This is a genomic window from Streptomyces sp. NPDC003697 (assembly GCF_053587115.1).
In genome coordinates, this window is record NZ_JBSFNN010000024.1 from 47,896 (window position 1) to 62,896 (window position 15,001).

The following is a 15,001-nucleotide window of genomic DNA, read 5'->3' on the forward strand; positions in this document are numbered from 1 at the left end:
AGCCGTCGGGCATATGTGCGGATTAGGTACCGAACGGCCCTTCCCGGTGGCGTGCCGTGCCCGTTGCCTGAGAGGGAGACCCGGGATGCCGAGGAAAGGGGCACCGGAGGTGGTCGCAGTGCGAGACGTCCGCGCCAGACTGTCGTGCGCCGGCGTCCGGAGACATCCCAGAACACAAACCGCGGTGCTGGTTCTGTTCCCGGTGCTACTGCTGGCGGCGGACGAGCTGACCCCGCCTGACGTCCGCCTGGGTCCGCTCATGGGGGCGGCTCCGGCGTTCGCAGCCGTCCTGTGCTGTACCTCGTGCGTCGTCCTGGTCTGCGCGGTGACGCTGCCCTGCGCGGTGGCGGCGGCCGAGGCGAACGGTCAGTTGGGCACGGTGAACTTCGCGGTGCAGATCGGCGCCATCGCACTGATCAGCGCAGCCGCCGTGGCGGCGAGCGCCGTGCGGGTGCGCAGGGAGCGGGAGCTCGCCCAGTCACGCTGGGTGGCCGAGGTCGCCCAGCGGGTGCTGCTGCACCCGCTGCCGCGCCGGACCGGGCCCTTCGACCTGGCGTCGCTGTACATGGCGGCGGACGAGGAGGCCGCCATCGGCGGTGACCTCTACGCGACCACCCGCAACGGCTCGTGCGCGCGCATCCTGCTGGGGGACGTGCAGGGCAAGGGACTGGCCTCACTGGAGATGGTCAGCTGCGTGGTGAACAGCTTCCGGCAGTCGGTCCGGCACGACAGCCCGCTGGTGGAGGTGGTGCGGGAACTGGAGGCGACCTTCGTGGAGGACGTCGAGGAGCTGTCCGCCGCGGCGAACGCCGATCCCCGCTCGGGCAGTCCCTACGGGGACGAGGCGTTCGTGACCGCGGTCGTGCTGGAACTGCCCGACGACGGTCCGGTGCGCCTGGCGAATCTGGGCCACCCGCCACCGCTGCTTCTCCACGCGGGGACGGTCGCCGTCCTCGAACCGACGGTCCCGGTGCTTCCGCTGGGCCTGGGCGTCCTGAACGGGCAGGAGGTGCCGGTGGACCACGCCGACCTCCCGCCGGGGGCGACTCTGCTGCTCTACACCGACGGTGTGACCGAGGCCCGCGGTCCGACCGGCGCGTTCTACCCGCTCGCCGACCGGCTGGAGCGCTGGACCTCGCTGCCGCCGGACGCGCTGCTCGCCGAGGTCCGGAACGATCTGCGGGACTACGTGGGTTCCCGGCTCACCGACGACGTGGCCATGGTGGCGGTGCGGCGCTCCCCCGCCCCTGTCGCGTCCCGTACCCGCTCCGAGCCCAGGGGCCGCTCCGCCGAGCTGACGGAGGCCCGGGGCGCCGCCTGACCGGCGGGCGGGGAGAAGACAGCCGACCGCCTGAGACCGGCCTCTCTCAGCGGAGCGGAAGACGGGAAGGGACCCGTCGCGCCGTGTGGCGACAGGTCCCTTCCCGTGTCCGGCTACGGGTCTGCCCTTGCGTCAGCTGCCGCCGACGAAGATCACCAGCAGCAGCCAGACGACCGGCGCGGTGGGCAGCAGGGAGTCCAGACGGTCCATGATGCCGCCGTGGCCCGGCAGGAGCGTGCCCATGTCCTTGATGCCGAGGTCTCGCTTGATCATGGACTCGCCGAGGTCGCCCAGCGTGGCGCTGGCGGCGACCGCCAGCCCGAGCAGCAGGCCCTGCCACCAGCTGCCGCCGTCGATCAGGAACTGCATGCACAGCGCCCCCGCCACCATGGCGAAGGCCACCGCCCCGATCAGTCCCTCACGGGTCTTTCCGGGGCTGATGCGCGGCGCGAGCTTGTGCCTGCCGAAACGCCATCCGACCGCGTACGCGCCGGTGTCGCTGACCACCGTCAGCACCAGGAACGTCAGCACGCGCAGCGGGCCGTCGTCGGCGGTGAGCATCATCGAGACGAACGTGGCCAGGAACGGCACGTAGAAGGCCGCGAACACGCCCGCCGTGACGTCCTTGAGGTAGTTCGCCGGCGGCTCCGTCATCCGCCACACCAGGACGGCCAGCGTGGTCAGGGCCATCGCCACCCAGGCGCCCTCGGCACCACTGACGTAGCCGGCGACCACCATGGCCGCACCGCCCAGCGCCAGCGGCACGAGCGGCGCCCTGACGCCCTTGCGCTCCTCCAGCCGCTTCGTCAGCTCCCACAGTCCGACCACGACCGCGACCGCGACCACGCCGACGAACACGGCCTTGACGACGAACAGGGAAGCGATGATGACGACGCCGAGCCCGACGCCGACTCCTATGGCCGCGCCCAGGTCGCGGCCCGCGCTCTTCTTCTGCGGGGCGTCGGGCATGGGCTCCGGATTCTGCTGCGCCGGCCCGTCGGCGGGCGGGGGCTGTGCCGTGTCGTAGGGCCATGGGTGCGGCGCGTCGTCGCGCCGGGACGGCGGCGGGTCGTGAGGCCGCGTGTGCGGCGTGTGCTGCACACCGTCGCGGAACAAGGGGCCGCTCAGCCGAGCGGCCCCCCGGTCGTCCTCCTGGATTCCGCCGTGGTCGGGTACGTGGGGCACGAAGGGCATCGGGCGAGTCTGCTGGGCGTCATGCGCATCGTGAGCGGAACCCGCCGGCGCGGCCCCCGGGACGGGGTCCGGGTCCGCGGGCCCCCAGTACCCGGCCTGCTGCGGCGCCCCCCAGGAAGAGTCGTTCATCAGACCTCGAGAAGCTCCGCTTCCTTGTGCTTGAGGAGCTCGTCCACCTGCGCGACGTACTTCGCGGTGGTGTCGTCGAGCTCCTTCTCCGCACGGCGGCCCTCGTCCTCGCCGACCTCGCCGTCCTTGATCAGCTTGTCGATGGCCTCCTTGGCCTTGCGGCGCACGGAGCGGATCGAGATCTTGGCGTCCTCGCCCTTGCCCTTGGCGACCTTGATGTACTCGCGGCGGCGCTCCTCCGTGAGCTCGGGGAACACCACACGGATGATGTTGCCGTCGTTGCTCGGGTTGACGCCCAGGTCCGAGTCACGGATCGCCTGCTCGATGTTGCGCAGCGCGCTCTTGTCGAACGGGGTCACGACCGCCATGCGCGGCTCCGGCACGGAGAACGAAGCCAGCTGGTTGATCGGCGTCGGCGCACCGTAGTAGTCGGCCACGATCTTGTTGAACATCGCCGGGTGCGCACGGCCGGTGCGGATCGCGGCGAAGTCCTCCTTGGCGACCACGACGGCCTTCTCCATCTTCTCCTCGGCCTCGAGGAGGGTCTCTTCGATCACCACTTGCTCCTGCGTGTCTTGAGTAGGCCCGGCTGCGGTTCCTCGTCGGGGCCGACGGCCGGCTGCGTCGCGTCTTCTGCCTGCACGGTTCCCGACCGCCAGGACATTGTCCATCCCCCGGCCCGGCTCCGTCCCGTCCGTCCCCCGGACAGTGGCGTGCGCGGACGGGGTGGTGCACCGGTCAGTCCCGGCTGCCTTGGTCACCCACAAGCGTGCCGATCTTCTCACCCTTGACGGCCCGGGCGATATTGCCCTCCTTCAGGAGCTCGAAGACGACGATCGGGAGTTTGTTGTCGCGGCAGAGTGTGATGGCCGTGGCGTCGGCGACCCTCAGGTCGCGGGTGATGACCTCGCCGTAGCCCAGCGCGTCGAACTTCACGGCGTCCGGGTTGGCCTTCGGGTCGGAGTCGTAAACACCGTCCACGCCGTTCTTACCCATGAGCAGTGCCTCGGCGTCGATCTCCAGGGCGCGCTGGGCGGCGGTGGTGTCGGTGGAGAAGTACGGCATGCCCATACCGGCGCCGAAGATGACCACGCGGCCCTTCTCCAGGTGACGCACGGCGCGCAGCGGGATGTACGGCTCGGCGACCTGGCCCATGGTGATGGCGGTCTGGACGCGGCTGTCGATGCCTTCCTTCTCCAGGAAGTCCTGCAGCGCGAGGCAGTTCATCACCGTACCGAGCATGCCCATGTAGTCGGAGCGGGCCCGGTCCATGCCGCGCTGCTGGAGTTCGGCACCGCGGAAGAAGTTGCCGCCGCCGATCACGACCGCGACCTGCGCGCCGTCCCGGACGACGGCCGCGATCTCACGGGCGATGGCGTGCACCACGTCGGGGTCGACGCCCAGACCCCCGCCGCCGGAGAAGGCCTCTCCGGACAGCTTCAGCAGAAACCGGCCGGGTACTTTGCCGTCGTCGCTCTTCTGGGCCTTGGTGGTCATGGAGATCCCGCCTCTGTTACGTGGTGCACATACGAAGAAGGCCATTGCCGGTGGGGCGTGTTTCGCATCCCATACGCGGCAATGGCCTCCTCGTCAGATCTGCTGTCGTCCGTCACGCGCGCGTGCGTAGCGGCCTGCGCGGGCGACACGGACGACTGCTGTCGACCCTATCCGGGTCGGGTGTCCGTCGCGCTGCGGACTCAGATGCCGACCTTGATGCGCGTGAAGCGCTTCAGGGTGACACCGGCCTCGTCCAGCACCTTCTGGACGGACTTCTTGTTGTCCAGGGCGTAGGGCTGGCCCAGCAGCGTGGCGTCCTTGAAGAAGCCGTTGAGGCGACCCTCGACGATCTTCGGCAGGGCGGCCTCGGGCTTGCCCTCGGCGCGGGTGGTCTCCTCGGCGATGCGGCGCTCGGCCTCGACGACGTCGGCCGGCACGTCCTCCTTGGAGAGGTACTTCGGCGCGAAGGCGGCGATGTGCTGGGCGACGCCCTTGGCAACCTCGGCGTTCGGCTTGTCCAGCTCGACCAGGACACCGATCTGCGGGGGCAGGTCGGGCATCGTGCGGTGCATGTACGCGGTCACGAAGCCGTCGGCGAACTGCGCGAAGCGGTCCAGGACGATCTTCTCGCCGAGGTTGGCGTTGGCCTCGTCCACGAACGCCTGGACGGTCTTGCCGGGCTCGATCTCGGAGGCGAGCAGGGCCTCGATGTCGGCCGGGGAGGTCTTGGCGACGTGCTCGGCGATGGTCTGGGCCACGGCCTGGAACTTCTCGCCCTTGGCGACGAAGTCCGTCTCGCACTTCAGCTCGACGAGGACACCGGAGGAGTTGTCGTCGGCGATGATCGAGACCACCGCGCCGTTCTCGGCGGAGCGGCCCTCGCGCTTGGCGACGCCCTTCTGGCCCTTGATGCGCAGCGCCTCGACGGCCTTCTCGACGTTGCCCTCGGCCTCGTCCAGCGCCTTCTTGCAGTCCATCATGCCGGCGCCCGTGAGCTCGCGGAGCTTCTTGACGTCGGCGGCGGTGTAGTTCGCCATGAGTCTGTGAATCTTTCTCGAAGTCTGGAAGATCGAAGATCGGCGGGCGGGCGGCCCCGAGGAACCGGAGGCCGCCGGCACACCGCTGACCTACGGGTGAACGGCGGGAGCGGACTTCATGTCCCCGCTCCCGCCGTCAACTCGGACGCTGACGGGTCAGGCCTGCTCGGCCTCGGCGGCGGCAGCCGGAGCCTCGGAAGGCGCCTCGGCAGCGGGAGCCTCGGCCGGAGCCTCAGCAGCGGCCTCGGCGGCGGGAGCCTCGGCCGGAGCCTCAGCAGCGGGAGCCTCGGCAGCGGCCGGCGCCTCCTCGGCCTTCTTCTCGCCCTCGAGCAGGTCGCGCTCCCACTCGGCGAGCGGCTCGCCCGCGGCCTTCTCGCCCTTGCCCTCGGTCGCGACGCCGGAACGGGCGATGAGGCCCTCGGCGACGGCGTCGGCGATGACACGGGTCAGCAGGGTGACGGAGCGGATCGCGTCGTCGTTGCCCGGGATCTTGTAGTCGACCTCGTCGGGGTCGCAGTTGGTGTCGAGGATGGCGACGACCGGGATGTTGAGCTTGCGGGCCTCGCCGACCGCGATGTGCTCCTTCTTGGTGTCCACGATCCAGACGGCGCTCGGCACCTTCTGCATCTCGCGGATACCGCCGAGGGTCTTCTCCAGCTTGGCCTTCTCACGGGAGAGGACCAGGAGCTCCTTCTTGGTCAGACCGGAGGCCGCGACGTCCTCGAAGTCGATCTGCTCGAGCTCCTTCAGGCGCTGCAGGCGCTTGTAGACGGTCGAGAAGTTGGTGAGCATGCCGCCCAGCCAGCGCTGGTTGACGTACGGCATGCCGACGCGGGTGGCCTGCTCCGCGATGGCCTCCTGCGCCTGCTTCTTCGTGCCCACGAACATGACCGTGCCGCCGTGGGCGACGGTCTCCTTGACGAACTCGTAGGCGCGGTCGATGTACGACAGCGACTGGAGCAGGTCGATGATGTAGATGCCGTTGCGCTCGGTGAAGATGAAGCGCTTCATCTTCGGGTTCCAACGACGGGTCTGGTGACCGAAGTGGACGCCGCTCTCCAGCAGCTCCCGCATCGTGACGACGGCCATGGCCGCTCTCCTTGAATTTCTCGGTTGTGCCGCGAGTACCGGATGGCACTCGCGCCTGACGCCCGCGGTGCGCCGTGCCGCGAAGGACCGAGGGGCGCTGACACCGGCCGTTGCCGGTCCGGGTGCTGGGGCGTGCGAAGTCGACCCGGTGGCCCGGGTCGCCACGAGAAGTGTACGGGACCGTCGGGGCCCCGGGTGACGCCGCTGTCCACAACCGGGTGGTTGTCCACAGATCGAGTGGCTGACCGGTGGAGTGCGGGAGCGTGGCCACATGTTGCGGATGCGAGGGGAGCCAGGGATGCGCGCTGCGGGGGTGCGGCCGGGACGGCCGCCGGGGCCTTCGACGGGTGCGCCGCGGGGACGGCTGCTCGCGGTGGCGCCGGTGCTGCTGACCGGCGTGGTGCTCGGGTTGCTGCCCGCTGCGGCGGCGGACGGCGGAACGCCGGTCGCCCGGACGGACGGGATCGCTCCGGCGGCCGCGACCGTGGCGGACATGCCAACGTCCGGAGCGGGCGCCACGGCGGCCCGGACGGGCTCCTTCGCTCCGGCTGCCGTGGCCGGCACTGGCACCTCGGGGCCGGGCGCGGCAGACGCAGGGGTGGTCGCGGCGGGGGTGGCCGTGAGCGAGGCCGGCGCCTCGGACACGGACGACTCGGAGGCCGGTGCTGTGGAGGCAGTCGGGGAGGAGTCAGCGCCGGGGGACGCCGCGGTGCCGGCCGTGGGGCGGGCGTGGCCGGTGGGAGGGCGAGGAGCGCGTCCCCGGGTCCTGCGCGGCTGGGAGCCTCCGGCGACGGTGTACGGCCGTGGTCACCGCGGGGTGGACCTGGCGGCACCGGCGGGTGATCCCGTGCGGGCGGTGGCACCGGGGCGGGTGCTGTTCGCGGGCCGGGTGGCCGGCCGCGGCGTGATCTCCGTGGCGCTGACGGGCACGGGCGATCCGCCGCTGCGGACCACGTACGAGCCGGTGCGGGCCTCCGTACAGGTGGGCGACGAGGTGGCGCCGGGCGAAGTGATCGGCACGGTGGAGGCCACGGGATCGCACTGCGCGGCGACGTGTGTGCACTGGGGGCTGCTGCGCGGCGACACGTACCTGAACCCCCTGGCGCTGCTGCCTGCGTGGCTGCTGAACGGGGGCCCGTCGAGGCTGCTGCCGGTCCTCGGGGTGCCGTTGCCCCAGGGCTGACGTTCGGAACAGCCCGCAGGCGGCATCCGAGCGGTCGGACCGGACGAGCGGACGAGGGGTCAGGCCGACTCCGGGCACTCCGGCCGGATCCGAACGGTCCGGTAGGACCCGGGCAGCCTGGACGGACCCGAGCAGCCTGGCCGGATCCGAACGGTCAAGTCGGACGGGAGCGGCCCGACCGAAACCGAGCGGCGTCACCGGAACCGAGCGGCCTGGCCGAAGCCGGCTGCGCTGGAGCTCGCGCTGGTGGCTGTCGGGCCCGTCGCTCCTGTACCGACGACGCCGACCCGGTCCGATGAAGCCGGCCCGACCCGGCGACGCCCCCGGACCCGGCGTCGGCAGGCCCCGGCACTGTGCCCGGCCGCGTACCCCGGGCAGCCGTCCGGGGATCAGCCCCGTACGCCTCGCAGGGCCATGGCGACCGCCGCCTGCGTGATGCGGGCCGGGTCCTCCGCCACGCCCAGTTCGATGCGCCGGACCGCCGCGTCGACGACGCCCTGGAGCAGCATCGCCGCCAGCCGGGGGTGCGGGTGCCCCAGGTCCTCCAGCGCCTCGACGATCATCGCGACCAGTCCGCCGTGCGCGGCCCGGATCTTCTCCCGCGCTCCCGCGTCCAGCTCGCTCGCGGAGATGGCCACCACGGCCCGGTGCCGCCGGTCGCCGACGAGGGTGAGCTGCCCGCGCACATACGCCTCGACCTTGGCCTCGGGCCCGTCGGCGCGGGACATCGCCGCCTCGACCTCCGCGGCCCACACCGGGAAGTCGGCCTCGCACAGCTCCTCGACGACCGCGGCGCGCGACCGGAAGTACTCGTACACGGACGACCGCGCAAGTCCCGTCCGCTCGGCAAGGGCCGGGAAGGTCAGCGCCTCCGTCCCGCCCTCGGACAGCAGGGTCCGTGCCGCGTCCAGCAGGGCGGCGCGCTGCATCGACCGGTGCTCGGCCACGGTGGCCGCTCGAATCCTTGGCACGGCGTCCACTGTACGGACGGGGCGACCGCGGCCGGAGCGACCACGGCCGGTCCCCCGTCCGGCCGGTCCCCCGTCCGGCCCATCCACCCGTCCCCGCCCAACCGCCCGTACGCGGGTCACCGTCCAAAGCCGGCCAGCTTCGCCCGGAGCTGGAGCACCGACTTGGTGTGGATCTGGCTGACGCGGCTCTCGGTCACGCCGAGCACATTGCCGATCTCCGCAAGGGTCAGCCCCTCGTAGTAGTACAGCGTCACGACGGTCTTCTCACGGTCGGGCAGGGTGTTGATCGCCCGCGCCAGGAAGCGCCGCAGTTCGCGGTCCTCCGCCACCTCCACCGGGTTGTCGGCGGCGGTGTCCTCCAGCGTATCCATGAGGCTCAGCCGGTTCCCGCCCTCGCCGCCGACGTGCAGCAACTCCTCCAGGGCCACCACGTTGGCGAGTGACAACTGGCTGAACACCGCGTGCAGTTCGTCGACCGCGATGCCCATCTCGGCGGCCACCTCGCCCTCCGTCGGGGTGCGCCGCAGGCGCGCCTCCAGCGACGCGTAGGCGCGTTCGACGTTGCGTGCCTTCTGCCGCACCGACCGCGGGATCCAGTCCAGCGCCCGCAGCTCGTCGATCATCGCGCCCCGGATCCGCGTGATCGCGTACGTCTCGAACTTGATCTCCCGGTCGATGTCGAACTTCTCGATCGCGTCGATCAGCCCGAACACTCCGGAGGACACGAAGTCGGCCTGTTCCACGTTGGGCGGCAGCCCCACGCTCACCCGTCCCGCCACGTACTTCACGAGGGGCGAGTAGTGCAGGATCAGCTGCTCCCGCAGCCGCTCGTCCCCCGTCGCCTTGTACGACCGCCACAGCTCGTCGAGCGTCGAGGGAGCGGGCGGCCGCACGCTGCCAGAGTCGCGGGCGGCTGGGGGGATCGCCGCCCGGTCGGACCCGGAGGTGTGCTGGGGCATTCGTCGCCTTGTGCCGTTCTGCCATGGAAGGGGGGTGCCTGGGTGAGGTGTCGGTCTGGTGTCGAGATCTGGTTTCTGTGCCGGAATCCTCGTGAGCGTAGCGTGACTGCGGTGTCGCGGTGCGCGAACGGCGGGGCGCGGTGCGTGCGCAGATACGTTCCGCTCGGCGCCCCGCCGGGTCACGTCCGTCACCCGGCGTGACGGACGGAACGCCCGACAGCGGTAATCCCCGGACCGTCCGGCTCGGCCCCGGACGGCCGAACACGCTCGGTCAGCATCCGGTCCGGCCGACCCGAGCGGATATCACTGCCCGGCGTGTCAACCTCCATCCGTCGTCGTGCCGTTCGGCGTAACCAAGTGATCGGAGTTCGTACAGCCTCGCGACGGCGTCGTCCTCCGTCGTCCGCGCGCCGCGCGCGATCTCGGCCGCCGACGCCGCGCGTCCCCCGGGGACCGCGGCCAGGACGTCCCGGGCGCCGGGTGGCAGCAGGTCGCGGGGCAGCACGGGGCCGCGCCGCTCCGGGGCCAGCTCACCCATCTCGCCCACCAGCTCGACGACCTCGGCCGCGTCCGTGACCAGGAAGGCCTCCTCGCGCAGCAGAGCGTGGACACCCGCGGACAGCGCGCTGGTGGCGGGGCCCGGCACACCCATCACGAAGCGACCCAGCCGCTGCGCCGCACGCGCCGTGACCAGCGACCCGCTGCGGTGCGCGGCCTCGACGACGACGGTCCCGCGGGTGAGCGCGGCGATGACGCGGTTGCGCACGAGGAACCGGCTCGGAGTCGGGTGCTCACCCGGGGGCAGCTCCCCGACCACCAGCCCCTGGCCGGCGATCCGTGTGATCAGCTCGGCGTGTCCGCGGGGATAGGGCCGGTCGACGCCGCAGGCCAGGACGGCGACGGTGGCACCGCGGGCGCCCAGCGCGCCCCGGTGGGCGGCTCCGTCGACTCCGTAGGCGCCGCCGGACACCACCACCCAACCGCGTTCGGCGAGGCCCGCGGCGATCGTGGCGGCCATGTGAGCGCCGTACTCGGTGCAGGCGCGGGCTCCGACCACGGCGACCGATCTCAGGGCCCACATCCGCAGACCCGCACCGCCGCGCACCCACAGACCGGTGGGACGGGCGTCCCCGAGGTCGTCGAGTTGCGCGGGCCATTCGCCGTCGCCCGGGAACACGAACCGTACGCCGGCATCCCGCGCGACGGCGAGGTCCCGCTCGGGCTCGGCGAGGGCGGCCCGGGCCCGCAGCCCCGACCACCGTTTCTCCGACACGCCGCCGAGGCGCGGCCCCCCGTCGCGCAGGCGCCGCGCCACCTGCTCGGCCCCCAGCTCCCGCACCCACCGCCCGGCGGTCGGGTCGCCGGGCTCGACGACCCGGCTGAGGAGGACACGGGCGAGCAGCTCGCCGTCGTCCGGCCGCGCGCGGGCGTCCTGCCCGTCGTCCCGCCACGCGTCGTCGCCCCGCCCCAAGTCGTCGCCCCGCTGCGCGTCAGCGTCCCGGGGCCCGCCGTCGGGCCGCCGTGCTCCCGCCTCCCCGTGCGCGCCGCCACCCAGCTGTGCGCCGTCGCCCAGCCGCGCGCCGTCAGCTCCCGCCTTGCCGCCGTCCCGCCCGGCGCCGTCGTCTTCACGGGCACCGCCGGTCACGGCCTCGCCGCGACCCGGTCCCCCGCTGTCGTCCAGCCGTCCGGTCCGGTGCCGCCGGCCGTCGCCGCGCGGCAGCCGGCCGCCCGGCCGGCGCTCGTCGTCGCCGGGCCGCGCGTCGCGGCGCCGCTCCCCGCCGTCCCACCGCGTCCCGCTCATGCCAGTGCCCCGATGGCCATGGGCACCCCGCGCGGCACTCCGGTACGCAGCTGCAGGGCCAGGGCGACGTCCGTCGCGGCAGGCCGGTCGTGGCCGACGAGGTCGGCGACCGTCCACGCGACCCGCAGGACGCGGTCGAGGCCGCGGGCGGTGAGGACACCGCGCTCCAGGCTCCGTTCGGCCTCGTCCAGCGCGCCGGCCTCGGCGTGCCAGCGGCTGCGCAGTTCCCGGCCGGGGACTTCGCTGTTGGTGCGCCACGGTGTGCCCGCCAGCCGTGCCTCGGCCCGTTCCCGGGCGGCCCGCACGCGGTCGGCGACCGTCGCGGTGGACTCGCCCCGCGCACCGCGCGTGAGCTCCGACCGGGTCACCGGGTCCACCTCCACCCGAAGGTCGACCCGGTCCAGCAGCGGTCCCGAGAGCCGGGCCTGGTAGCGGCGGATCGCCGACGGCGGGCACTCGCACAGGGTGTCCCGCCGGGAGTAACGGCCGCAGGGACACGGGTTGGCCGCGAGGACCATCAGGAACTGCGCGGGGAACCGCACCACACCCGCACTGCGGGCGATCACCACGTGTCCCGCCTCCAGGGGCTGCCGGAGGGCGTCGAGGGCCCGGCCGCTGAACTCCGGTGCCTCGTCCAGGAACAGGACGCCTCGATGGGCCAGCGAGACCGCGCCGGGCCGGGCGACACCGTGGCCGCCGCCGACGAGCGCCTGCATCGTGGCCGAGTGGTGCGGGGCGCAGTAGGGCGCGACGTCGATCAGCGGCTTGTCCGGCGGCAGGAGCCCGGCCACCGAGTGGACCGCCGTGACCTCCAGGGACTCCTGCCGGCCGAGCCGGGGCAGGAGGGCGGGCAGCCGCTCCGCGAGCATGGTCTTGCCGGCGCCGGGCGGCCCCTCCAGGAACAGGTGGTGCCCGCCGGCCGCGGCGACCTCCGCCGCCGTACGCGCCGACGTCTGGCCCACGACGTCGGCCAGGTCGTGTCCCTGGTCCTGCTGTGCCGCGCCCCCGTGGTGCACGCCGGCGGCCGCGCCGGCACCGGGGACCCGCAGGCCGCCGAGGAGCGGTTCCGGCCGTCCCTGCTCGTCCGGTTCCTCCTCGGGCACGGGCTCGTCCGTCAGCACGGCGACGAGCTGCCGCAGGCTGCGGACGCCCAGGACGGAGACACCGGGCACGAGCGCCGCCTCGGCCGCCGCGCACTCCGGTACGACGACCTGTTCGTAGCCGGCGTCCGCCGCGGCCAGCACCGCCGGGAGGATGCCGCGGACGGGCCGCACCCGGCCGTCCAGGCCGAGCTCCCCGATCATCACGACGTCGGCGAGCACCCGCGGATCGATCCGCTCGGCCGCGCCGAGCACGGCGCAGGCCACCGCCAGGTCGAAGCCGCTGCCGGCCTTGGGCACCGAGGCCGGGCTGAGCCCCACCGTGAGCTTCTTCTGCGGCCACTCGCCGCCCGAATTGACCACCGCGGCCCGTACCCGGTCCCGGCTCTCGGTCAGGCTCTTGTCCGGCAGGCCCACCAGGGTGAACGCCGCGACGCCCGGTTCCAGGTCCGCCTGGACCTCGACGACGACGCCCTCGACGCCGGCCAGGGCCACGGAGCACGTCCGCGCGAAGCCCATCACGCCACCCCCCGGGCGTGTTCGACCACGGCGGCCCCGCGCCGGGGCAGCACGACGCCGACCAGGTCGATGCGCACACCGCCGGGTGGTGCTCCCCCGTGCGTCTGGATCCAGCGTTCGGCGAGGTCGCGCAGCCGCTGGGCCTTCTGGGGCGTGACCGCGGCCATCGGGTGCTCGAACGCGCCGCACCTGCGGGTCTTCACCTCGCAGACGACCAGGACGTCGCCGTCCCTGGCCACGATGTCGATCTCGCCCGTCCTGCCGCAGCGCCAGTTGCGCTGCACGACGGTCATCCCGGCCCGGGTCAGCCGGCGGACCGCCAGTTCCTCGCCGTACCTGCCGATCGCACCTCGTGCGTCCATGTCGGCACCACCTCCGGCGCCAACGTTCACGCATCCGGCCCGGCCCGGTGGATCTTGGTGGGTTACTCGGCGGTTGTGGACAACCGCGTCACCCCCAGGGGTGGCGCGACGCGAGTGAGGGGCGCGGCCGTCAGCCGCCCGGAAGCTCGAGGTCGCTCTTGTTCAGCTCCTCGATGTTCACGTCCTTGAAGGTGAGGACCCGGACCTGCTTCACGAAGCGAGCCGGACGGTACATGTCCCAGACCCAGGCGTCCGCCATGGACACCTCGAAGAACACCTCCCCCTGCACCGAGTGCACCTGCATCTCGTAGTCGTTGGTGAGGTAGAAGCGCCGCTCGGTCTCGATCACGTATTTGAACAGACCGACGACATCGCGGTACTCCCGGTAGAGCTTCAGCTCCATCTCGGTCTCGTACTTCTCGAGGTCCTCGGCGCTCATGGCATGTTCCCCTTCAGCCGTGCGGTCCCACCATTGTGCGCCAGTTCCAGCAGGCCCTAGACGATTTCGGTGTCCAGGGTGACCGGGGCGGCCGGGGGACCTTCGTCGAGCAGCGTGCGCAGCAGCCCGGCGAGTCTGGTCGGATACACCGTCTCATGGGACCGGGACAGTTCCCGGCACGTCCACCAGCGCGCTCCGGCGACGCTGCGCCGCTCCAGTTCGGTCAGCGCCAGGGGCCGGGTCGCGGTCTGGGACGTACGGGCCAGGTAGTACCACTCGTCCTGGTCCCAGCGACGGCCCGCGAACGGGAACGAGCACCTGCGCCGCCACAGCACCGGACCGAGTTCGGCCTCGGTGATGCCGGTCTCCTCGGCGAGTTCCCGCAGCGCGGCCTGTTCGCGTGTCTCCGTGCCCTCCAGGCCGCCGCCGGGGGTGAACCACCAGTCGTCGGCCGGATCACCGGGCTCATGGCCGTGCAGGAGCAGGATGCGGTCCTCGGGGTCGAGCAGGACCACCCTGGAGACCTGCCGCGGTCCGCCGTCCTCCCGTACGTGCCCGTCCAGGCCCCTGTGCGCGGCCTCATCGGGCACCGGCGGGCTCCGTCCGTGAGCGGGAGCGGTTGCGGGAGCCGCCCAGCCGTCCGGCGATCGGGCCGTAGGCGCCACCGCCCAGTACGAGCACGGCGCCGACGACGATCATCAGAACGATCGTGCGCAGCGGACCGGGCCGGGAGAGGGGACCGAGGACCTCGAAGCCGGTGGGCCGCTCCAGCATGCCCTTGGACGGCCAGAGCACGGCGTCGACCCGGGCGGTGACGGCACCGCGCGCGACGGTTCCGCCGGCCGCGTCCGTGAGGTGGGCTGTGGAGTCCAGGGAGCCCTGGCGTTCGTCACCGAGGAGGAACAGGCGTCCCTCGGGCACGGTCACGGTCGGGAAGTTCGTGATCTCCGCCGCGCTGCCCTCGGGCAGGTACGGCTCGTCGATCTGCTTGCCGTTGACGGTGAGTCTGCCCTGCTCGCAGCAGGAGACCCGGTCACCTCCCACGGCCACGACGCGCTTGACCACGGGCGCGTTGGTCACCCAGGTCTTGTCACGGAAGACGACGACGTCCCCGCGGCGGACGTCCGCGCCGTCGACGCGCTGCGCCAGCACACGCGCGCCCGCGTCGATGGTCGGTGTCATCGAGGAGGTGGGCACGGTGTACGGCCGGTAGGCCACCGCCGCCCAGGCGAAGCCGCCGAGGAACAGCACCAGGCCCAGCGCCACGGCCAGCCCGGACAGTCGCTGTCCGGTCCGGCCGCCCGCCGGGCCGCTGCCCGTGCCGCCGCCGCGCGGGGCCGTACGCGTCGTGTTCTCGCCACCCATGGAACCGCACCCTACCGGGCGGTACCTCGGCGGGG

Annotated in this window: 15 protein-coding genes; 2 read left to right on the plus strand and 13 right to left on the minus strand. The window is 72.6% G+C overall.

Annotated features, from left to right (window positions below; genetic code table 11):
- Positions 1-184 precede the first annotated feature (184 nt).
- The gene (locus ACWDNY_RS12900) at positions 185-1,321 is read left to right on the plus strand and encodes a PP2C family protein-serine/threonine phosphatase (protein WP_451645776.1); all 1,137 of its coding nucleotides are present in this window, start codon (positions 185-187) and stop codon (positions 1,319-1,321) included.
- A gap of 132 nt (positions 1,322-1,453) precedes the next feature.
- Here ACWDNY_RS12900 and ACWDNY_RS12905 read toward each other — a convergent pair whose 3' ends face one another.
- From ACWDNY_RS12905 to rpsB, 5 genes are all read right to left on the minus strand, one after another.
- Complete coding sequence (locus ACWDNY_RS12905) at positions 1,454-2,644, minus strand: phosphatidate cytidylyltransferase (protein ID WP_451645777.1); 1,191 nt, start codon at positions 2,642-2,644, stop codon at positions 1,454-1,456.
- Positions 2,644-3,201 carry a ribosome recycling factor gene (gene frr / locus ACWDNY_RS12910; protein ID WP_006136598.1) on the minus strand — a complete coding sequence of 186 codons (558 nt, stop codon included), beginning with the start codon at positions 3,199-3,201 and terminating at the stop codon, positions 2,644-2,646. Before frr ends, ACWDNY_RS12905 begins: the two co-directional genes overlap by 1 nt.
- Before the next feature lie 181 nt (positions 3,202-3,382).
- The gene (gene pyrH, locus ACWDNY_RS12915) at positions 3,383-4,141 is read right to left on the minus strand and encodes a UMP kinase (protein ID WP_451645778.1); all 759 of its coding nucleotides are present in this window, start codon (positions 4,139-4,141) and stop codon (positions 3,383-3,385) included.
- Between the two features lie 200 nt (positions 4,142-4,341).
- On the minus strand, positions 4,342-5,178 hold the full coding sequence (gene tsf / locus ACWDNY_RS12920; RefSeq protein WP_451645779.1) for a translation elongation factor Ts: 837 nt from the start codon (positions 5,176-5,178) through the stop codon (positions 4,342-4,344).
- Between the two features lie 156 nt (positions 5,179-5,334).
- Complete coding sequence (gene rpsB, locus ACWDNY_RS12925) at positions 5,335-6,267, minus strand: 30S ribosomal protein S2 (RefSeq protein ID WP_451645780.1); 933 nt, start codon at positions 6,265-6,267, stop codon at positions 5,335-5,337.
- Between the two features lie 493 nt (positions 6,268-6,760).
- On the opposite strand from rpsB, the gene ACWDNY_RS12930 reads away from it, so the two are divergent.
- The gene (locus ACWDNY_RS12930) at positions 6,761-7,450 is read left to right on the plus strand and encodes a murein hydrolase activator EnvC family protein (RefSeq protein WP_451645807.1); all 690 of its coding nucleotides are present in this window, start codon (positions 6,761-6,763) and stop codon (positions 7,448-7,450) included.
- A 389-nt stretch (positions 7,451-7,839) separates the two neighbouring features.
- Here ACWDNY_RS12930 and ACWDNY_RS12935 read toward each other — a convergent pair whose 3' ends face one another.
- The 8 genes from ACWDNY_RS12935 to lepB all read right to left on the minus strand — a co-directional run bounded on the left by ACWDNY_RS12935 (position 7,840) and on the right by lepB (position 14,966).
- Positions 7,840-8,397: a TetR/AcrR family transcriptional regulator gene (locus ACWDNY_RS12935; protein ID WP_451645808.1), complete on the minus strand. Its 558-nt coding sequence runs from the start codon at positions 8,395-8,397 to the stop codon at positions 7,840-7,842.
- Positions 8,398-8,537: 140 nt separating this feature from the next.
- Complete coding sequence (gene whiG, locus ACWDNY_RS12940) at positions 8,538-9,380, minus strand: RNA polymerase sigma factor WhiG (RefSeq protein WP_451645781.1); 843 nt, start codon at positions 9,378-9,380, stop codon at positions 8,538-8,540.
- Between the two features lie 271 nt (positions 9,381-9,651).
- Positions 9,652-10,782, minus strand: coding sequence for a DNA-processing protein DprA (gene dprA, locus ACWDNY_RS12945; RefSeq protein WP_451645809.1), 1,131 nt, complete (start codon positions 10,780-10,782; stop codon positions 9,652-9,654).
- Between the two features lie 395 nt (positions 10,783-11,177).
- Positions 11,178-12,800 carry a YifB family Mg chelatase-like AAA ATPase gene (locus ACWDNY_RS12950; RefSeq protein WP_451645782.1) on the minus strand — a complete coding sequence of 541 codons (1,623 nt, stop codon included), beginning with the start codon at positions 12,798-12,800 and terminating at the stop codon, positions 11,178-11,180.
- The gene (locus ACWDNY_RS12955) at positions 12,800-13,192 is read right to left on the minus strand and encodes a YraN family protein (RefSeq protein WP_451645783.1); all 393 of its coding nucleotides are present in this window, start codon (positions 13,190-13,192) and stop codon (positions 12,800-12,802) included. Before ACWDNY_RS12955 ends, ACWDNY_RS12950 begins: the two co-directional genes overlap by 1 nt.
- A 100-nt stretch (positions 13,193-13,292) precedes the next feature.
- Positions 13,293-13,601 carry a DUF2469 domain-containing protein gene (locus ACWDNY_RS12960; RefSeq protein ID WP_003965949.1) on the minus strand — a complete coding sequence of 103 codons (309 nt, stop codon included), beginning with the start codon at positions 13,599-13,601 and terminating at the stop codon, positions 13,293-13,295.
- 56 nt (positions 13,602-13,657) lie between these two features.
- A complete protein-coding gene (locus ACWDNY_RS12965; protein ID WP_451645784.1) occupies positions 13,658-14,191 on the minus strand; it encodes an NUDIX hydrolase in 534 nt (177 codons plus the stop codon).
- The gene (gene lepB / locus ACWDNY_RS12970; RefSeq protein ID WP_451645785.1) at positions 14,181-14,966 is read right to left on the minus strand and encodes a signal peptidase I; all 786 of its coding nucleotides are present in this window, start codon (positions 14,964-14,966) and stop codon (positions 14,181-14,183) included. The genes ACWDNY_RS12965 and lepB overlap by 11 nt, the downstream gene beginning before the upstream one ends.
- Positions 14,967-15,001 lie beyond the last annotated feature (35 nt).